Raw genomic sequence first — 17,996 nt, 5'->3', positions numbered from 1 at the left:
CCCGCCCCNCCAGCCCCACCAGCCCCACTTCAGAGGGTGTTTTTCAAGATCAATTCTTGGAACTCATCGTTTATTCACCGTTTATGACGGTCTTCGCAGGTCGTACGGCTTGCCGCCAAGCTTCGCGCACCGCGACGAGCGCTTCGGCAGCGGAGACGTTGAGGCGGGTCTGTCCGGCCAGCTGCGCCTGCCACTCGGCATCCGACGGGGCCCGGTCGAACATGCGCTGTGTTGGCGCCTTGTTGGTCGGTCCGTATCGCCGAAACAGTGCGGCGGCGTCCGGGTCGATAGCGCCGACCCGGCTCAGTGCCCACAGGTCCCATAGGTCGCGGGCTGCGTGCCGGTCCGTCCATGTCGCCGTCTTCGACGCCGCGAACGCAGGGAGCGTTGGCACAAGCAGTTCAGAAGTGGGCGCGTCGGCATAGCGCTGGAATAGAGCGCGGCGTTCCGTCGGCCAGACGACCCGGTCGCGTGCGGACAGCAATTGAAGGCGGACCGGGCGTCCGTCCGAGGGACGCAACAGCACCGGCAGGGTGTCTGCAGTGACGCTGAGTGCGGGTTCGACGGTCAGCCTGCCGTGGGTGCGCGCGACGGCGCGGGGGAGTGTGGCGTCGAGCTCGTTGGCTACCTCTTTGCGGCTGCCGATGGCGATGAGGTCGATGTCCTCACTCAGCCGTCCGTCGGGGAGGTGGGTGCGGGCGAGGGCGGTGCCGCCGATGAAGTGGACCCGGTCGCCGAACTCACGGCTGAGGAACGCGAGGATGTGGGAAATGAGGTGGTCCCGCTCAACTTGTTCGGTGGAGACGCCGAACTGTGTTGCGACCGAGTCACGTTCGTCAGGATCCATGGGCAACCCCCGCCCAGTCTTCCGCCCGGCGCAGGGAGGCCAGGCGCCGCTGTTCGGTGGCGAGGCGCTGAAGGCGCTTCTTGTCGCTGCGTGAGTAAAGGGCGGCGACCGCGTTAGGAACGTCGGATTCGTTATCGCCGAGGGTTGGGCGGTGGGCCAGGTCCAGGACTGTCTGTTCGGGCGTGGTCACTAACGCTGGCCCCAGGTCGGTGCCTATGCGCTCGGCGTCGAGGCGGCCGATCTCGCGCTGGACGAACCGCACCACGGCGGGCCGATCGGTCAGCGCGATGGGATGGTGTCGGCGTGGCACTGCCACGATTGCGGTTGCCACGGCGCGCGGGAGGACTCCGTGCAGGCGTGCGGCACTGAGTCCCATGACGACGATGTCGTCATGGCCGTAGATCGTTGTGGCAATTCCCGCGGCGGCGGCCTCCAGGTCCGGCATCCACCGGCGCCCCACCATGTCCTGAGGAACGACAACGTAGTAGCCGTCGGCGAGGCGGTGGAGCAGACCGTGGTCGGCCAGTCGGACCAGCTGGGTCCGGGGATGGGCATACACAGCGCCGGCATCGCGTGGCCGGATCGTCCGCAGCGGAGCCTGTGCTAGGGCGGCAGGAATCGGCGTGCTGCGGGTTGGTGCCACATTCACTCCTCAAGTACGCATTTCGTACTCCTATAGAGTACGAAATGCGTACTCTAAGCGCAAGGTCAATCTGTGCTGGTTTCGTCATCGTCATGGCCTTCACGCACGGCGCGATCGAGCAAATCGGCAACCTGGGTGTGAATACGGCCGCGGCTCATATAGCGGTCTTGAGTCATGCTCACGTGACTGTGCCCAAGGTGATCCGCGCCGATACGGGCAGACAATCCTTCGTCGTCGATCAGTGTCGCGACAGTCTTCCGGAAGCTGTGAGTGGTGGCGTCCCCATGACCGAGTTCCTCTCGTGCCGTGCGCCATTCCTTTGCGAAATTGTTGGGGTCACGCAGCGTGCCTGCCGTGGAGGGGAAGATCACCGTCTGTTCTCCGAAGTACGGCAGATGTCTACGCTTCTGCAGCATTTCGATCGCGAACTTCGGCAGCGGAAGGGTCCGCCGTCCTGCGGTCGACTTAGTCTCATCGACCCGCATCAGCCCCTGTCCGGTCACGCGGATGACCTTCCCGGCGACTGCAAGTATGCCGGCCTTCTCGTCGAAGTCCGCCCACCTCAGGCCCAGGAGCTCGGAGCGGCGCAGGCCTGTGGCGACGAGCAGGGTGATCGGGTCGTCCCGATTTGCGGGTTATGTCCAGACACATTTCGCCATCGAATATTCAACGAAATTGATCGAGAATCGGCCAGAATCGGCGAGAACCGGTCGATCTGGGCGAGGTTCGCGCGAGCCGGAAGGCTATGTGCCGCTGGGAAATAACCCGCTTGGTACGCGTGCTCCGAGAACGGCCAAAACCGAATCCATTGGTCGCGGGTTCGAGCCCCGCCCGCCCCACGTCAGCCCCACGGCAGAGGTTATTTTCCACCCGCTGCACACGGCGAGTCGACGCTTATTCGTCGTTCATGACCGTGCGGTCCAGCAAAGCAGCTACCTCGCGGTGAACCTTGCCTCGGCTACGGCCATCTGCACCGCCCGAGGCATCTGCTGAATGCTCTGGAGGCGGGGGAGACGGTGACGGTGCCGTGGTGGAAAGTTCCGCCGAGGCTTCGTCCGCCGGGATGCGGGGGCACTCTCGTGATCGACACGAGTATGTGAGCGTGTAACTGGTGGGGTTAGCGACGCTCTTCAATCAATGACCACTGACCATCGGTGAGCAGCTGAAACCCGCGATATGCCCTAATTCTCAGCCGAAACACCCGAAACACGCGCTAGTCCACATTCATGATTCCGGCTCGACCTCGGCGAGCGAGTGAGTGAGCACGGCGGACAGGCGGTCGACGTCGGCCTCATTCGTCGACCAGTTCGAGAACGACACGCGCGCAGCGGCCTTGCCCCGCCACACCGTCGGCCCTAACCACACTTCGCCGCCGCGCTGAACCTGATCGATGACACGATAGGTGGTGGCATCATCAATGAATCGCAGCAGCACTTGGTTGAGAACGACGGCATTCAGTACCGTGACTCCCTCGACCGCGGCCATCGTTGCCGCCAGCCGCCGCGCATGATGGCAGCAATCTTCGACGAGTTTACTGAGGCCCTCGCGCCCCAGGGACCGCAGCGCGGCATAGACCGGGACTGCACGTGCACGTCGCGACATCTCTAGAACGTGATCGCCCGGCTCGCGGCCATCGGAAGAGGTCAGATAGCTCGTGCTGGCGTGCAAGGCGGCCTTGGTGGCGTTGGGCTCTGCCACGATGGCCAAACCGCAGTCGTAGGGCACGTTGAGCCACTTATGGGCGTCTGTCGCCCAAGAATCAGCTCGCTCGACGCCAGCGACCAGCCCTCGATACTGCGGCGAGGCCGCCGCCCAAAGACCAAAAGCGCCATCAACGTGAACCCAGCCGTCACAGGCGTGAGTGAGGTTCACGATCTGGGCGATTGGATCGCACGAACCCGAGTTGACGTTTCCTACTTGGGCGCAGACGACGACCGGCTCGACGTTGGTGGCGAGCATGACTTCAAGTGATTCGGCCCGCATTGCACCTTGATCGTCCACTGGAACGCGCTCAACGCGAGCCGCTCCTAGTCCAGAAATCCGCAGCGCCGACAACACGGAGGGGTGGACCTCTTCTCCCACGAGCACCCGAACGGGGGGAGCGTTGAACAGCCCATCCTCCTCGACGGCCCATCCGCGCCGAGCCAAGAGCGTGTGACGTGCTGCTAGGAGACCCACAAGGTTTCCCGCCGTGGCGCCGGTGACAAACCCGACCGCAGCAGTAGCGGGCAATCCCAGGGCCTCGATTACCCAGCGTTCCGCGACTTCTTCGATAGCTGCGCCGGCAGGAGAGGAAACCCGGCTGTAGGCCGTTTGATCCCATGCAGAGACGAGCCAGTCGGCACAGAGCGCGGCAGGCAGGGACCCTCCAACAACAAGCCCGAAATATCGCGGGCCCGCACTTGCGACCGTTGCTGGACCGAGTACCGACGCCAGTTGCTCTACCACGGCCAAAGCATCCGTCCCCTGCTGGGGAAGACCACCACCCAAACGGGTCACAGTGTCCTCGTAGTTGGTGATGGCGCCTGCACGGCGGGTGGCCAGGCTCGTCAAGTAATCTCCGGCGAGTCCGGCAGTCCGATCAAGAAGTATCCGTAATTGGTTCTGCCAACCGGGGGAAGTATTTGACCATGTCCGAGCACCCTCTTGTGCGCCGGGACTTTCCGCACAGCCCATCATCACCGCCCAAAATCGACAACCTAGAACAGAAGATCTACGTCAAGGGTGTCCTCGACAGCTGGTACCACAACCTGGCCGTATGTCTGGAAGCAAATCGCCGACCAAATCATGGCGCGCATCGGAAACCACTGCCGCCACTCTAGCGACTCAGGACCCTAGGTAGGCGCAGGTAGCCGAAACCCTGGTTGCGTTCGGACGGTGTGGATCTGCCATCGCCTGCCATCGTGGATGTACGTGAGCCGAGCGCCGAGGAAGGCGATCCCCGGTTGGTCATCGTGTACGGACGCCACCCACAGCAGCCAGGTGGCGTCGGCGGTGTCGCCGGTAAGGGTGACGATGGGGTTGAGGTACGCATGCATGGCGAAGGTGACCGGCGCAGTGGCCTTCGGCACTTCGGCGAGTATGGCAGCGCGGCCGCGCACTGGAGTGTCTCCGTCAGCGCCGAAGAAGATGGCGTCGGGCGCAAAAACTTCCGAAAGTGCTTGCAGGTCACAGCATTTGTCGCCGTAGCCGTGGTTTACGGCGTCGCTGTATCGGGCGGTGAGGGCCTTGATCGCTTCGAGATCGTCGAGTTGGCTCCGGCGCGGAGTTCGAGTGGACTTGGCGGCGACGTGCAAAGCGGTGGCAAGGGCCGCCGCGCGATCGGCCGGAGCGTCGGCGCACCGCCACGCCACGTAGCCGTCGGGGCGAACCAGGGTGGCGCCGGTGGGGCCGAGTCCATAGGCGGTGGCCAAGCGGCCTGAGTCGACTCGCACGCCGTCCGCGCCGATCACGACGACCTCAACGGTGATCGCGGTATTGCGTGCGGCATTCGCGCTCGCGTCGCGCCACGCGTCATCCAGCGTGAGCACGACCCACCCGCGGTGGAACAGGTCGAGGGTGGACCTGTCTTCGCCGCACACGGTAATGGGCAGATGCGGTGCGCGCGTACCGGGCTGGCCGCACCACTCGTCGGGGCGGCGAGCCAGCTGGAGACCGTCTTGGATCGGCAGCGCCGAGGACTGGTAGCGATGCCCGAGCTCCACCGCGACGTCGTCGAGAATCTCGACAGCGCTGTTCTCGGCTGTCAGGTGGGCCCTGTAGTCCGCGCGGGCGAAAATCTGGTCGTGGCGCAGCCACGCGACAGGACGGCGTTCGGCGTCGTAGGTGTCGAGTAGATCGGTCCTCGAATGTCCGGCCAGGACCGCGGCGAGCTTCCAGGCCAGGTTGTGTGCGTCCTCGATGCCGGTGTTCGCTCCGTATCCGCCGCGGTTGGGTGGCAATTGGTGCGCAGCGTCTCCGGCCAAAAACACTCGTCGGTCGCCGAAGCTGTCAGCAATGCGGGCGGCCAGTTCCCAACGTCCGGTGGTGATGAGTTCGACCGGTAGGTTCGGGTCGCCGACGGCAGTGCGGATCAGCGCGCGCTGCTCCTGCTCGGAACGGTCGACTTCGTCGGGCAACATCAGCACCCAGCGGCCGTCGCCGTAGGTGGTCAGGAACGCGTCGAAGCCGGGCCTGCTGATCTCGAACTGCATGACGCCACGTGCAAGGTAGCGCTCCAGCGGCGCCCGAAACAGGATGCTTGTCTGTACAGAGAGCAGTCCGCGCCCGCTGCGCGCGATGCCCAGCGCTTCGCGGATCGGGCTGGTGGCGCCATCGGCTGCGATCACGTACGACGCGCGAATCACGGCGTGCGTGCCGTGCTCCCGGCGCCGCACCATGGCCGTCACTCCGCCGTTGTCCTGACTCAAAGACACCAACTCGGTGCCGAGCCGCAGGTCAACGTTGAGCTCGCCCGCCCGATTGCGCAGGATCGGTTCGAGCCGGTCCTGGGCGATCGCCGTTGCCTTGGCCGGAGAGTAGTCGACCTCTGGGCGCCGCGGCGGCGGCGTCCACGGGAACTCCTCCAGCCACCTTCCGGCAAGACTTTCGACGCGGGCGCGCCGCGGCGGCCCGTCGTTCGCAGCGTCGGGAAGCGTGATGCCCACCGCGCGGAACAGCTCGAGCGTTCGGGTGGTGTAGCCGATCGCGCGCGGGTGCGCCGCGCTGTCGACATGCCGTTCGATCAGCACGACCGGCAGCTCGTGGGACGCGAGGAACACCGCCGCCGACAGCCCAACAAGGCTGCCTCCCACGACGAGTACGGGTGTCGATTCGATGGGCATATGCTCCATGACTCAACCTTAACTCGATAAATGTTTTGTGTCGATTAAGTAGTAGGATTACGATGAGTGCGTGCCGGAAGCAGTCGAAGGTCGTCGAGCTCGAAAAAAGGCCCAGACGCGTCGTGAGCTTGCCGACGCCGCGAGGCGCCTTTTTCTGGCGAAGGGATACGACGCCGTGAGCGTCAAGGACATCGCCGACGCCGTCGACATTTCGGTACCGACGCTGTTCAACCACGTTCCCGGCGGTAAGGAGGCCGTCATGTTCGACGACGGAGTCGAACGCATGGCAGGTCTGCTGGCCGCCGTCCAGGATCGACCGTCGGGGCAAACCGTGCTCGACGCATTGCGTGAATTCATGGCCGCCCGAGGGCCGTTCGCCGTAGACCCGTCGCCGCGCTTCCGTGCGCTCACTGAGCTGATCATGAACACGCCTGCGCTGCGCGATTATTCACGCAAGCTGTGGGTACGCTGCGAACCCGCGTTGGCCGAGGCCGTCGCCGCCGAGCTTGGTCGCGAGTCCTGCGATCCGCAGGCCCGCGCCGTCGCCCGTTTCGTTCTCGAGCTGCCCGAGTTCATCGGCTACGACCAGGCGCCGCGCGCCTCGCTCGACGCGATCTTCGACCTGCTTGAGCATGGTATCGGAACGTCAGCACGCCCCCCAGCGGGCGTCAACGGCGCGGATCTAGATGTTGTCGTCGCCGCCGAGTCGGACGAGCGGTAAGAACACCACGTCGACAATCTCCTCGATGGCGTCATCGGTCAGGGGTGCCTGCGTGAACAGTAGGTCGTGACGAAGCAGGTCGGCGGGTAGCTGCGCAATGCGGCCGTTGATCTGGTCGGGCCGGATCTCTCCGCGGGCGACAGCGCGGGCGATGAGGTCGTCCATGGTGACGCCGAGCTCGCCCTCCAGCGCGTCGCGCAGGTCGGCGAGGTTGGTGCCGGTGTCGCGGTAGAAACCACCGAGCCGGGTGATGACGGTGACGGCGAGATGGCCGCGTTGGCTGTTGGCCTGCCGTAGCAGATCGATCACGTCGCCGCGCAAACTGCCGGTGTCCGGCACTGTGACCGAATCTTTTTTGATCGCGGCAATCAACGTGGCGTGCACCAGTTCCGGCTTTCCCGGCCAGCGCCGGTACAGCACAGCGCGACTGGTGCGGGCCCGGGCGGCGACGCCATCGACGGTGAAGTCGTCGTAACCGCGCTCATTCAGTTCGTCCCAGGCCGCGGCCAGAAGTGCGTTCTCCAGCGCGGGACCGCGGCGACGCTGCGGTACGGCGTCAGAGGTAAGAGACATTGCGTTTCCTAAGGATGATGGTTACCGTTCGTTGGATACACAGTGGATCCTATCTCCGAGGAGGCTTACCGATGCGCATTCTGGTTTCCGGCGCGGGCATGGCCGGGCTGGCTGCGGGCATCAACCTGGGCAACGCGGGCCATGACGTCACCATCGTCGAACGGGCACAACATCTTCGGGTCAACGGATCGCCGATCGACCTTCGCGGCGAGTCGCTGGCCGTTGCCCGGCAGATGGGTGTTCTCGATGAGATCAAGGCCCGGAAGGTCGACATGACGGAACGCAGTTGCTTCGTCGACGGCAACGGCGACCGGGTGGTCGATCTACCGCTCGCCCAGATCAACGACACGGCTGAGGACACCGAAATCCCACGAGAAGACTTGGCGCACGTGCTGCGCAATGCCCTCGGCCCGTCAGTGGCGTTGGAGTTCGGCGATTCCATCACCGAACTCCACGATGACGGTCGAGGTGTCGACGTTCTGTTCGCCAGTGGTGAGCGGGTCCGCTACGACCTCGTGGTGGGCGCTGACGGTCTGCACTCTGCGACCCGCCGGCTTATTTTCGGGCCCGAGCGCCAGTACCTGCGTCATCTCGGCTTCTACACCGCCTTGGCGAATGTGCCGCAGTACCACCCGACGGATGCCCCCAACCCGATCTACAACTTCCCGGGGCACATGGCTGGGATTCTCACATATCGCGACGTGGCGTTGGCGGTGCTGACCTTCCGCTCATCCTGGATCGACTACGACTACCAGGACCTCGACGCCCAGAAGCGGATCCTCACCGAGGAATTCGGTGGGCATGGCCGGTGGCGGGTGCCCGAACTGCTCGACGCGGCATGCCGTGATCCGGAACTGTACTTCGACTCCGTGAGCCAGATCGACATGCCATCGTGGCATCGGGGACGGGTCGTCCTCGTCGGCGACGCTGCCCACTGCGCGTCCCCGATGTCCGGGCGGGGAACCAGCCTGGCGATCACTGGAACATGGCTGCTGGCAAAGGCATTGACCGAGAACGCCGACGACCTGGATGCGGCGTTCGCCCAATATGAGCGTGCGCAGCGCCCGCATGTCACCTACGCCCAGGGCACGGTCGGTGCGGGCGGGGACCTGATCGTTCCCGCCACTCAGGAAGCTATCGACGCACGCAATCGCCAGCTCGCCCAACCCGGGGCGCCATAAGACAGCGTGTTCAGCCCAGGGCGACTCAGCTTGGCGTGACTCTCGAAGTGGATCGTGATCGTCGCGGCCGGGGTTTGGCGGGCACGATCGCGGCGAGGGTCGACATCGAAGCTTCCATCGTCGTGGCCAATTCGGTGTTGTCGTCGGCGGTCAGCCATTGCCGGTAGGCCATCTGGAACACCTGGATCCCCACCCGAGCCGCGAGTTCTGCAGTACGCATATCGACCCCGACTTGCTGTAGTGCACGGCTGAACCCGTCGGCCATCTGGTGTTGCTTGTTGAGCTCACGTTCGAGTAGGTCCGGGTCCGCGGTGATCATCGCGTCTCGTTGACGCTGAGATTCGCGTGGGCCCAGACCTTCCCAGTCGAACCCCACCAGGGCACGCGTCACCGCCTGCAGCGGCTCTGCGACGTCAGCGTCATCGAGGATTCTCTGGATGAGCGCCGCGCGCATTGAATCGGCGTCAACGAACAGTATTGATTGCTTGTCTGAGAAGTACCGGAAGAAGGTCCGGGTGGTGACGCGCGCCCGCTTCGCGATCTGGACGGCGCTGGTGGCCTGGAACCCCTGCTCCTCGAACAGCTCCATGGCGGCCTGCTTGAGGCGTTCTTGGCTGCCGTGTTCCCACCGAGGCACGCTGCGATGCTACCGCCACGAGTGCAGGCCGTGACACAACGCAGGGTCGACGGCGACGTCGGGTGACGCAGGTCGTGCAGCCCGGTCATCTTCTTGATGTCACGCCGCGACATTAGTGCTACGGTGATGTCACGCCGAGACAACAGCGACCAGTGAGGAAACGGACCCCGTGAATTACAGACATAGTGCGACTCTGTCCGCCCCCGAAATTCGTTGTGCAGAAGGCCAAGACAGGGCGCCTCGTGGTAACCGCTGACAGGGCCGCCAGCGCATTCGTCGGGCAGGCAGGACAATCGCCCGCATACTGGTATCGCGGCGGGCTGTGGAACATCCTGATGTCGGCAGACCAGACACTCGGCGAGTTCACGCTGCTCGAGCAGATCGTTCCCGCCGGACTCGGGCCGCCGGCGCACGTCCACGAGCGCCAAGCAGAGGGCTTCTACGTCCTCTCCGGCGAGCTCGAGTTGAAGGTCGGCCCCGACGAAGACATCGTGCGTGCAGGATCGGGATCTGCAGTCTGGGTTCCGAAATCCACCAGGCACTCGTTCCGTGTCGTCTCCGACGAGGATGCGCGACTGCTGAACTTCTACGCTCCGGGCGGTTTCGACGATCACCTTCCGTTTTACGGCGCCGAGGCAACGGCTCAGACCCTTCCGCCGGCAGACGCCGCAGCTCCGGTGTTGGACAGGGAGCGCATGGCGACCTCGCAGGAAATGCGGGAGGCCTACCTGCAGCGTCTCGCTGACATCGCCGAGGGAACCTGGGACCTCTCGGTCGCCGATCCCACCGCGCACTAGGCAAGGCTGCTGGTCGAGCAATCAGACTCGGCCCCAACACATCACGTAGGCGCGAATCACCTCTGACCGAACTGAAGGACACCATGAAAGAAACTCCACTCGTCGGCGGCGAGGGCGGGCCGCGACGATGAAGCGCATCCAGTACCACCAATATGGCGGGCCCGAGGTGATGCGCTTGGAAGACTTCGAGCCCGCCAGTCCCGGTCCCGGCGAGGTGTCGGTCCGTGTACGTGCAGCCGCGGCCAACCCGCTCGACTGGAAGATCCGCAGAGGCGAGATGAAGCTGGTGACCGGCCGCAAATTTCCCCAGGCAGTGGGCCACGACTTCTCCGGTGTCATCGAGGCTGTTGGGCCGGGTGTCACCCTGTTCACTGTCGGCGACCACGTGTTCGGCGGGTCGCAGATCAAGACGGGCGGCGCGTTCGCCGAGGTGGTGGTCGCCAGCGAGACGGGAATTGCCAAGAAGCCCGCAGAGCTGTCCTTCGAGGAAGCTTCTGCGATTCCCACGATCGGGCTCGCCGCCCTGCAGGCTTTGGTCACCAAAGGGAAACTGCAAGCAGGACAAGCGGTCTTCGTGCACGGCTGTCTCGGTGGAGTCGGGCGAGCCGCCGTCCAGATCGCCTCAGAGCGCGGTGCCGCGTCGGTGGGCGGCAGCTGCCGCATCAGTGGCTTTCCGGATGCGGGCGACCTCGGCGTCGACCCGATCGTCGAATTCGACTCCATCCCAACTACATTGACGGGTCAATTCGACATTGTCTTCGACACCGTGGGTACGCTTGCGCCGGCGACGGCGCGGATGCTGCTCAAGTCCGGAGGCCGCATCGTCGATATCGTCCCTTCTGCTGCGAAGTTCATCAAAAGTTTCCTACCTGGTCCCTACAACGTGTTGATCGCCCACCACGACGCCGCGGACCTGGCAGAGCTCGCGCAAGCCTGCGCAAAGGGAACGCTGCGGCTACCGATCGCTCAGACGGTGCCGCTCAGCGACGCCATCGCAGCACTCACCGAGCTCGAATGCCACCACACTCCCAAGGGCGGCAAACTCATCATCACCACAGGCTGACGTAACTGGCCGGCCGCAACGGGGTTGTCCTACGAGCCCGCGCTGCCGATGGCGGCTATTCGCAACCGGTGCCGTTACCGTCGCGATCAAGGCCGTAGATGTCCTCGCCGACGACAGTCACAGGACCTGAAACGTAGGACGGACCGTTACCGCTACCGCCAGCGCAATCGACATCGCTGTCGATCGGCACGCAGGCGCCCGAATAGTTGGGGTCACACGAGCCTTGCTGTTGCGGTACAGGCGTTGCATAGGTGCCCGCGAACTGCGCGAACGGCACACCGCCGGTATCGGCGGCCGCAGCCGGAGCGAACGCCAGACTCACGGCGAGTCCAATTGTCAGTACTGTTAATTTTCCCATCACGGCCGACTGTAGTGCAGCCGGCGCCCCTCCGGTTGACGGCCACCTCAGCCGCCAGGCAGGTTGACCTCATGTACCGCCTCAGTTCGCTCGCCGGCGCAGGCAGCAACGTTCTCGGCAGGCAGCGCGTGCGGCTGTTGCGGATCTATTTGGGCGCAACCACTTTCCTCTACACCTACGGTGTGGTCTTCACGCTGTTCCCGGTGCGCACCGACATCGCCTACGGCAACCCGGTCGGGGGAATCATCGCCATCGTCCTCGGACTCTCGGCGCTGGTCTATCTGGCCGTCAAGCCGGACCGGTTCGGGTTGGCCACCGTCGCGGCGATGGCGGCGACCCCCATCGTCATGGCGTTCCATATCTCGATCACCGCCGAGTACGTCTGCCTGATCGCCCCGATGTTCCTGGCGATGTACATCCGGGCGTTCCACCCGACTCGGCAGGCGTGGGTCCTGATCGCCGCCCTCACCGTCGCCTGCGTGGTGGCCGTCGCCGTCGCCCCGGCGCCGCACGTCGGCGTGATCACGTTTCTCATCATCGCCGTCGCGATCGTCGGCGCCGCAGAGTCATTCGGCCTGCTGGTACGCGCGATGTTCACCGCGGCCTGCACCGACCCGTTGACCGGCCTGCTCAATCGCGCGGGGTGGGAGATCGGCACGGCGGACCTGCTGAGCCGCTCACGCGAGACGTCCACCGCGGTCACGGTTGTGGTCCTCGACATCGACGGCCTCAAACAGATCAACGACACCTACGGACATCAAGCCGGGGACCGTCGCATCGTGGAGTACGCGCACCGCTGGCGACGGGCCGTTCCCCGGCAGGCTGTCCTGGCCAGACTCGGCGGCGACGAGTTCGCCGTCTGCATCGCCGGGGAAAAACCCGAGGTTGTCGAGCAGTTCCGCCGCGACGTCGAACGGCAGACGCCGGGGGTCAGTTACGGGGCTGCAACGCAGACCTCGATCGAGGCCGACGTCGCCGATCTGTACGCACAGGCCGACGCCGCCCTCTACCAGGGTCGCGGGCGCCCCCTGCGACAAGGCGGGGCGGACGCCGCGCCACGCTAGACGCCCTTGGACTCCACCTGCTGCGGCGACATTCGCAGCACGACCCGGGGTTTGCGGCCACGGGCCACCACCGCCTCGATCGTCGTGATGAGGATGAACTCGAGGCCGTACTTGCGGCGCATCAACTGCTCGACCCTCGCCACTGTCTCCGGGGCGTCCTCGACGACCGCGGTCCCCAGCAGGCTGGGCTCGACGGGGTCAACTTTCCCGGCGCGGCCCGAGCGGATCAGCACGACGCGCGGATCGCGACGCACCCGCTTGACCTTCCACGCCTCCGTCGGCGTCCACGCGACGAGGTCAGGCCCGTCCTGCGCCACCCACATCGGCGCCCCCACCGCGCTGCCGTCGCGCTTGTAGGTCACCAGAGATACGAATTTCGCCTCGCCGACACGGCGGGCAAGCTCGTCAGTGGTGGGGGACTGGTCCGACATCCTCCTCACTATGCATCCGATCTCCCCGCGCTGCCGCGCACCGTCGAATCGCTCACATGCTGGTTGGCCCGCGGCAGGGCGGGGAATGCCAACCGCAGGCGAGAAAGAAGGATCCGGTGACAGACACACGCGACCAGACACAGCCCGCTGACCATGGCGGCCTCGGCAACGGTACCGGTGCTGCTCTACGACGGGGTGTGCGGATTCTGCAACGGTGCGGTGCAGACGATCCTGCGCCTGGACCCCCGGGGGAGGTAGGGAGCAACCATGGCGGACATTATCGAGCTGATCTACGCCGACCACGACTGGCTGCGCCGGGAGTTCTTCCGTCTCGACGACGGCCGCTACCGCCGAGGAACTCGCGGCGATCTGGGATGTCCTCAGCACCCGTTTGGACACTCACGCCGACGCTGAAGAGTCGGTGTTCTACCCGGCGTTGCTCAAGCACGGGGGCAGGGACCACCCGGGCAACCCCGAAGGTGACCCCGAGGATGAAACCGAAGACGCCATCACCGACCACAATTCCATCCGCGACGCGGTGCGCCGGTCACGTCAGCACGCCCCGGGCAGCGAAGCGTGGTTCGAGGCCGTGATCGCCGCGCGCAAGGAGAACGGCGTGCACCTCGACGAGGAAGAGCGCGAGGCCATGCCCGACTTCATCAAGAGTGCGTCTCTGGACCTGCGCCACGAGCTGGGAATGCAGTGGCTGCGCTTCTATGCCGAACATCAGGCGGGTCGGGGCATCAGCGGCCGGGACCGGGACGCGGACAGCTACATCGAGCAGAACTCGTGAGGTCAGTCGTCCGACTCGGAAGAGTCGGTGTCGCCGCCGGTTTCGTCGCCGGACGCCTCGCTTGAGTCGGACTGCTCGCTTGAGTCGGACGCGGTGTCCTCGTCGCCGGACTGATCGGCGTCGGTGGTGTCGGGCTCGTCGGCGGCGCCTTCCGGTGCATCCTCGCTGACCTCGGCCGCGGGGTCATCGGCTTCCTCGTCCACCTCGGTGGATTCTTCGTCGATCTCGGCGCCCTCGTCCACGTCGTCGACGGGAGCATCGGCGCCGTCGTGCCGCTTCGCTTCCGCCGGTGCCTCGGTATCGTCGACGACCGTTTCACCCGGATCTTCCGTGGCCGGCAGCTCGGCGCCGCCATCCTCGGCGCCATCCTCGGTGGCCTCCTCGCCGGCGTCCTCCGTCCCAGCATCTTCCGCAGCGGGGGCATCGTCTACGGCATCAGTGGCCGGTGCGCCGAGGTCGTCGGCGGTCAGCGCGGTCGCGGTGACCGCCGAGTCCGAGGTCAGTCCGGGCAGCGGGAAGTCCGGCAGCGGTGGCAGCGGAATCGGGAACCAGCCGAAGCTCAGCACGTAGTCGATCTCGCTGACGATGCCGTTGTAGACCCCGGTGACGGCGGTGTTGATGATGTCGCCGATGCCGTTGATCCACACCCCGAGGTCCAGGGGGTTGTTGACCACCGGATCGAGGAAGTCGTAGACGAAGCTGTCGACCACGGGAAGGACGAAGTCCGGATACCAGATGTAGATCTGATCGGAGATCAGGTATCCGAACGGGATCCAGTTGATCAGCCAGGGACCGAGTTCCAGCGAGACGTAGTTGGCCCAGTACCGGGTGAACGAGTAGACGCCGTCGATGAGGTCCGACGCCGCGTTGAGCGGGGCGGGATCGTCGATCGTCTGCGCATCGGCCGGGCTGTCCGCCGGCCCGGTGTCATCCGACTTCGCCGGTGCGACAGTGGCGGCGCCCGGTCCGTCGTGACCACCCATACCGACGGTGACCAATCTGCCGTCGGTCACCGGGGCGAGCTGTTCTATGAGCGCCAGGGCGGTCTCCAACTCGGCGTCCGAAACCCTCGTCACCGACACGCCCGACGTGGGCTGGGTGATCTCGGTCGCCAAGGTGACCGGTCGGAAGCCGAGGACGGTCCGCAAGGACTCCGGCGGCAGCGACGGGGTCGTCACCAGGGCACCGACCGACAACGCCGCGATACCGGTCGTCAGGATCGTGCGCGTAGAACGTCTCATCCCGGATCCCCACTGCTTGTCAACACCCGCCCGCGCTCAATTTACGCGCTCGAGCGCAGATGAACGGGGAAATACACGGCGACCCGCGGGCGCGATCCAGTGAGCAACCAACCGCGGCGTTGGTCTCGTGCTCCGCACACACGGAAAGGCGCGGGGTGCGAACACCCCGCGCCTTTCGGAAGAAATTCGGCCGTCACATGGCGCGGATCACCCGTCGACTACCCGGGCAGCCCGCGACGTTGAGACGTCGCGGTCCTAAAACCAGACTTTTCGTCCGCCGACGGGCTTGCCGACTGCGCCCAGGATCCACAGCACGATGCCGATCACGACGAGGATTCCGCCGATGGTGTAGAGGATCGAGAGGCTGGTGAAGTAGCCGATCAACAGGAGGATGATGCCGAGCACAATCATGGTCAATCCGATCCGGTACGTAGTGTTTACAACTGCCGGGACAGAGTTGCCACATCCGTCAAATTCAAACGTTCCGGCCCGGCAGCCGATTTCAGAAACACCGCTGCTGGGTCAGTGACCAGCGGGAATCCCGACCGCGTACACCGTCTGCGTACCGTTGAGACCCTTCAACTCCACGTCGATGGGATCGCCGAACCTGACGTCGGCGTCGTCGACCGAGTCCCGCAGCGCCTGGCTGACGAGGATCTCGCCGCCGTCGGCCAGATCCGCTATCCGCGCCGCCATCGCGACATCTCGGCCGAACAGGTCGTCGCCGCGACGGACGGAGGAGCCCGCGTGCGCACCGATGCGCACCCGGATGCCGTCATAGCGTTCCGGCTCGGCTCGCAGCGCCTGCTGCACCGAGACGCAGCAGCGCAGCGCTTCGTCGGGGCGGGCGAAGGCGATCATGAAACCGTCGCCCTGGTTCTTCACGACGTAGCCCTGATGGCCGGCAACCCGCCGTTCGATCAGGTCGTTGTGCCGTTCCAGGACTTTCACCCACGCGCGGTCGCCGAGCGATTCGTTGCGCTCGGTCGAACCCTCGATGTCAGAGAAGACCAGCACCACGCGGCCGTCGGCGGTGATGCGGGCGAGGTCAGGCCGTTCCACCCTCGCCCACCCGGCGAGGTCCTCCACCGAGCTTCGTACCGATCCGACGATGCCCTTGCGGATGAGCGAATCCGCACCCTGCAGGGTGTGCACCACGGTGCGCACCGCGCGGGGCGCGACACCGACCGGCCTGCGGCGGGGCCGATGTGGTGCGGCGTCGCGGTGTCGGCGGAGTTGCCTGCGGGCGTCGGCCAGCGTCCGCCGCGACACGATGAGCCAGACACCGAGCGCGACCAGCCCGACGAACTGCAGCACGACGACGACCACCAGCGCGACGGTGACCCAGTCCGGGGTCACCATCCCATCGAGCCCGCCACACCCTTGAACGGACCGGCGACCCGACTGGTGATCCATCCGCCGTAGAAACCGCCCGGCTGCGGCACCACCTCTTCACCGTTGACGGTGCACCGGTCCACCTGCGCGGCCATCACCGCGAGGGCACCCGCGATGTCGGCGAACGGACGCGTCGGCTTCAAGTAGGTCCACGCCGCCTGCGGTGCGACGACCGATGGCGTGACCAGGTCGAAGTAGCTGGCCCGCCCCTTCCACTCGCACCACGACGATCCCTGGGCCGCGCGCAGGACGCCGTCGCCGAAGCACTCCTGGGGCAGGTAGTACGTGGGCGGGTGGCTGGTCTCGAGCACCCGCCAGGCCCGGTCCGTGGCGGCGACGACCAGACCGCCCAACTCGACGGTGATCGAGCCGGCGAACTCCTCCAACCGGGGTGGTCGGGGGTAGTCCCACACCGACTCTTGTCCGCGGCGAGGTTTGTCGGGAACGGGCATGTCGCCGAGTGTAGGGATCGGACCGTGCCCGGGGCTCAGTTGTCGGTCTGCTCCGGCACCGGCGAGAGCACCGCCTCGGGCGACGGGTTCGTCGTCGTGATGAAGTCGTCGATCAGCTCTGACACCTCGGTGGGGCGTTCGACGTGGGGGAAGTGACCCACTCCGCCCAACACCTCGAGGCGGCATCCGGGCTGCGCATCGTGGACGGCGTAGCCGTGCTCGATCGGGATGATCTTGTCCTGGTCGCCCCAGATCACCAGGGTGGGCAGGTCGGATGTCAGGTGCAGTCGGTTCAGCGCGCTCACAGACTGGCCGCGATAGTCGACCACCGAGCGCAGCGTCTTGAGGAACGCCTGCCGTGTCTTCGAGTCGGCCAGCGACGAGTACGCGCTCCACATCTCCGCACCGCGCGGGGATTGGATGCCGCTTGCCGAGAACCACGAGCGCAGCTTGTTGCCGGCGGTGACCACCGGAGGCGGTGCGATGACCGGCAGCAGCAGCTCGGCGCCCGGGGCGGACAGCAGACGCAGCGTCCACCCGACGTCCGGGCCCAGGCCGCCGCTGCTGATCAGCACCAGCCGCGCGCAGTAGTCGCGGTGCTGGTAGGCGAACTGCATTGCCACACCACCGCCGAGCGACTGGCCGACGACCGTGGCGCGGGAGACCTTCAGTTCGTCCAGCAAATCTCGCAGCCACACCGCGAACGCGCCCAGCGAGTAGTCGCTGCGGGGTTTGGCGGATTGCCCGTGCCCCAGCAGATCGGGTGCGATCACGCGGTACTTCTTCGACAGCGGCGGGATCACCGCCCGCCATGTCTCCGAACTCCCGGCCATTCCGTGGATCAGCAACAACGCCTCGTCACCGGCGCCGGCGTCCTGGTAGGCGACGCGATCGCCGTGCAGCTCCAAAAACTTCAGTTCGCTCATGTGCGGCGTCTCCTCTGGGACCACTCACCCCATGGTTACAGACGACGACGG

Annotated in this window: 20 protein-coding genes and 2 pseudogenes; 8 read left to right on the top strand and 14 right to left on the bottom strand. The window is 65.6% G+C overall.

Annotated elements, in window-relative coordinates; all coding sequences use genetic code 11:
• Window positions 1-70: 70 nt before the first annotated feature.
• From BEMPMBAN_RS20465 to BEMPMBAN_RS20445, 5 genes and pseudogenes are all read right to left on the bottom strand, one after another.
• The gene (locus BEMPMBAN_RS20465; protein ID WP_159233078.1) at window positions 71-847 is read right to left on the bottom strand and encodes a nucleotidyl transferase AbiEii/AbiGii toxin family protein; all 777 of its coding nucleotides are present in this window, start codon (window positions 845-847) and stop codon (window positions 71-73) included.
• The gene (locus BEMPMBAN_RS20460) at window positions 837-1,490 is read right to left on the bottom strand and encodes a type IV toxin-antitoxin system AbiEi family antitoxin domain-containing protein (RefSeq protein ID WP_159233077.1); all 654 of its coding nucleotides are present in this window, start codon (window positions 1,488-1,490) and stop codon (window positions 837-839) included. The genes BEMPMBAN_RS20465 and BEMPMBAN_RS20460 overlap by 11 nt, the downstream gene beginning before the upstream one ends.
• 65 nt (window positions 1,491-1,555) lie before the next feature.
• Window positions 1,556-2,110: pseudogene (locus BEMPMBAN_RS20455) on the bottom strand (site-specific integrase); the annotation flags it as partial.
• A gap of 604 nt (window positions 2,111-2,714) precedes the next feature.
• Entirely contained in the window at window positions 2,715-4,043 is a 1,329-nt protein-coding gene (locus BEMPMBAN_RS20450) for a pyridoxal phosphate-dependent decarboxylase family protein (RefSeq protein ID WP_200846062.1), read from the bottom strand.
• 281 nt (window positions 4,044-4,324) lie between these two features.
• Entirely contained in the window at window positions 4,325-6,322 is a 1,998-nt protein-coding gene (locus BEMPMBAN_RS20445) for an FAD-dependent monooxygenase (protein ID WP_200846061.1), read from the bottom strand.
• A gap of 61 nt (window positions 6,323-6,383) precedes the next feature.
• On the opposite strand from BEMPMBAN_RS20445, the gene BEMPMBAN_RS20440 reads away from it, so the two are divergent.
• Window positions 6,384-7,034 carry a TetR/AcrR family transcriptional regulator gene (locus BEMPMBAN_RS20440; protein WP_159233076.1) on the top strand — a complete coding sequence of 217 codons (651 nt, stop codon included), beginning with the start codon at window positions 6,384-6,386 and terminating at the stop codon, window positions 7,032-7,034.
• Here the strand turns inward: BEMPMBAN_RS20440 and BEMPMBAN_RS20435 are convergent.
• On the bottom strand, window positions 6,996-7,607 hold the full coding sequence (locus BEMPMBAN_RS20435) for a TetR/AcrR family transcriptional regulator (protein ID WP_200846060.1): 612 nt from the start codon (window positions 7,605-7,607) through the stop codon (window positions 6,996-6,998). The two genes, BEMPMBAN_RS20440 and BEMPMBAN_RS20435, sit on opposite strands and share 39 nt — an antisense overlap.
• A gap of 71 nt (window positions 7,608-7,678) precedes the next feature.
• Between BEMPMBAN_RS20435 and BEMPMBAN_RS20430 the strand changes: the two genes are divergently transcribed.
• Window positions 7,679-8,788 carry an FAD-dependent monooxygenase gene (locus tag BEMPMBAN_RS20430; protein ID WP_159233075.1) on the top strand — a complete coding sequence of 370 codons (1,110 nt, stop codon included), beginning with the start codon at window positions 7,679-7,681 and terminating at the stop codon, window positions 8,786-8,788.
• A 25-nt stretch (window positions 8,789-8,813) separates the two neighbouring features.
• On the opposite strand, the gene BEMPMBAN_RS20425 is transcribed toward BEMPMBAN_RS20430, so the two are convergent.
• Window positions 8,814-9,425 carry a TetR family transcriptional regulator gene (locus BEMPMBAN_RS20425; protein WP_159233074.1) on the bottom strand — a complete coding sequence of 204 codons (612 nt, stop codon included), beginning with the start codon at window positions 9,423-9,425 and terminating at the stop codon, window positions 8,814-8,816.
• 242 nt (window positions 9,426-9,667) lie between these two features.
• On the opposite strand from BEMPMBAN_RS20425, the gene BEMPMBAN_RS20420 reads away from it, so the two are divergent.
• Window positions 9,668-10,222: a cupin domain-containing protein gene (locus BEMPMBAN_RS20420; protein WP_234897605.1), complete on the top strand. Its 555-nt coding sequence runs from the start codon at window positions 9,668-9,670 to the stop codon at window positions 10,220-10,222.
• A gap of 127 nt (window positions 10,223-10,349) precedes the next feature.
• Window positions 10,350-11,285 (top strand): NADP-dependent oxidoreductase, encoded by a 936-nt coding sequence (locus BEMPMBAN_RS20415; RefSeq protein ID WP_159233073.1) that lies wholly within the window; start codon window positions 10,350-10,352, stop codon window positions 11,283-11,285.
• A 55-nt stretch (window positions 11,286-11,340) separates the two neighbouring features.
• On the opposite strand, the gene BEMPMBAN_RS20410 is transcribed toward BEMPMBAN_RS20415, so the two are convergent.
• Window positions 11,341-11,607 carry a hypothetical protein gene (locus BEMPMBAN_RS20410; protein WP_234897604.1) on the bottom strand — a complete coding sequence of 89 codons (267 nt, stop codon included), beginning with the start codon at window positions 11,605-11,607 and terminating at the stop codon, window positions 11,341-11,343.
• A 107-nt stretch (window positions 11,608-11,714) separates the two neighbouring features.
• Here BEMPMBAN_RS20410 and BEMPMBAN_RS20405 point away from each other — a divergent pair, with 107 nt between their 5' ends.
• A complete protein-coding gene (locus BEMPMBAN_RS20405; RefSeq protein WP_159233071.1) occupies window positions 11,715-12,707 on the top strand; it encodes a GGDEF domain-containing protein in 993 nt (330 codons plus the stop codon).
• Here the strand turns inward: BEMPMBAN_RS20405 and BEMPMBAN_RS20400 are convergent.
• Window positions 12,704-13,138: a PPOX class F420-dependent oxidoreductase gene (locus BEMPMBAN_RS20400; protein WP_159233070.1), complete on the bottom strand. Its 435-nt coding sequence runs from the start codon at window positions 13,136-13,138 to the stop codon at window positions 12,704-12,706. The genes BEMPMBAN_RS20405 and BEMPMBAN_RS20400 overlap by 4 nt on opposite strands.
• A 153-nt stretch (window positions 13,139-13,291) precedes the next feature.
• On the opposite strand from BEMPMBAN_RS20400, the pseudogene BEMPMBAN_RS33205 reads away from it, so the two are divergent.
• The 3 genes and pseudogenes from BEMPMBAN_RS33205 to BEMPMBAN_RS20390 all read left to right on the top strand — a co-directional run.
• Window positions 13,292-13,390, top strand: a pseudogene (locus BEMPMBAN_RS33205) (thiol-disulfide oxidoreductase); the annotation flags it as partial.
• 15 nt (window positions 13,391-13,405) lie between these two features.
• A complete protein-coding gene (locus BEMPMBAN_RS32780) occupies window positions 13,406-13,552 on the top strand; it encodes a hypothetical protein (protein WP_234897603.1) in 147 nt (48 codons plus the stop codon).
• Window positions 13,530-13,931 (top strand): hemerythrin domain-containing protein, encoded by a 402-nt coding sequence (locus BEMPMBAN_RS20390; protein WP_234897602.1) that lies wholly within the window; start codon window positions 13,530-13,532, stop codon window positions 13,929-13,931. The genes BEMPMBAN_RS32780 and BEMPMBAN_RS20390 overlap by 23 nt, the downstream gene beginning before the upstream one ends.
• Before the next feature lie 2 nt (window positions 13,932-13,933).
• Here the strand turns inward: BEMPMBAN_RS20390 and BEMPMBAN_RS20385 are convergent, their stop codons facing one another.
• The 5 genes from BEMPMBAN_RS20385 to BEMPMBAN_RS20365 all read right to left on the bottom strand — a co-directional run bounded on the left by BEMPMBAN_RS20385 (window position 13,934) and on the right by BEMPMBAN_RS20365 (window position 17,945).
• Complete coding sequence (locus BEMPMBAN_RS20385; protein ID WP_200846059.1) at window positions 13,934-15,172, bottom strand: ICP22 family protein; 1,239 nt, start codon at window positions 15,170-15,172, stop codon at window positions 13,934-13,936.
• 255 nt (window positions 15,173-15,427) lie between these two features.
• Window positions 15,428-15,589: a hypothetical protein gene (locus BEMPMBAN_RS20380; RefSeq protein ID WP_200846063.1), complete on the bottom strand. Its 162-nt coding sequence runs from the start codon at window positions 15,587-15,589 to the stop codon at window positions 15,428-15,430.
• 105 nt (window positions 15,590-15,694) lie between these two features.
• Window positions 15,695-16,534 carry an adenylate/guanylate cyclase domain-containing protein gene (locus BEMPMBAN_RS20375; protein WP_159233069.1) on the bottom strand — a complete coding sequence of 280 codons (840 nt, stop codon included), beginning with the start codon at window positions 16,532-16,534 and terminating at the stop codon, window positions 15,695-15,697.
• Window positions 16,528-17,019 carry a DUF427 domain-containing protein gene (locus tag BEMPMBAN_RS20370; protein WP_159233068.1) on the bottom strand — a complete coding sequence of 164 codons (492 nt, stop codon included), beginning with the start codon at window positions 17,017-17,019 and terminating at the stop codon, window positions 16,528-16,530. Before BEMPMBAN_RS20370 ends, BEMPMBAN_RS20375 begins: the two co-directional genes overlap by 7 nt.
• 35 nt (window positions 17,020-17,054) lie before the next feature.
• Entirely contained in the window at window positions 17,055-17,945 is an 891-nt protein-coding gene (locus BEMPMBAN_RS20365; protein WP_159233067.1) for an alpha/beta fold hydrolase, read from the bottom strand.
• Between the last annotated feature and the right edge of the window lie 51 nt (window positions 17,946-17,996).

Source organism: Mycolicibacterium austroafricanum (genome assembly GCF_902705885.1).
GTDB lineage: Bacteria > Actinomycetota > Actinomycetes > Mycobacteriales > Mycobacteriaceae > Mycobacterium > Mycobacterium vanbaalenii_A.
This window is presented reverse-complemented; position numbering and strand designations above follow the sequence as displayed.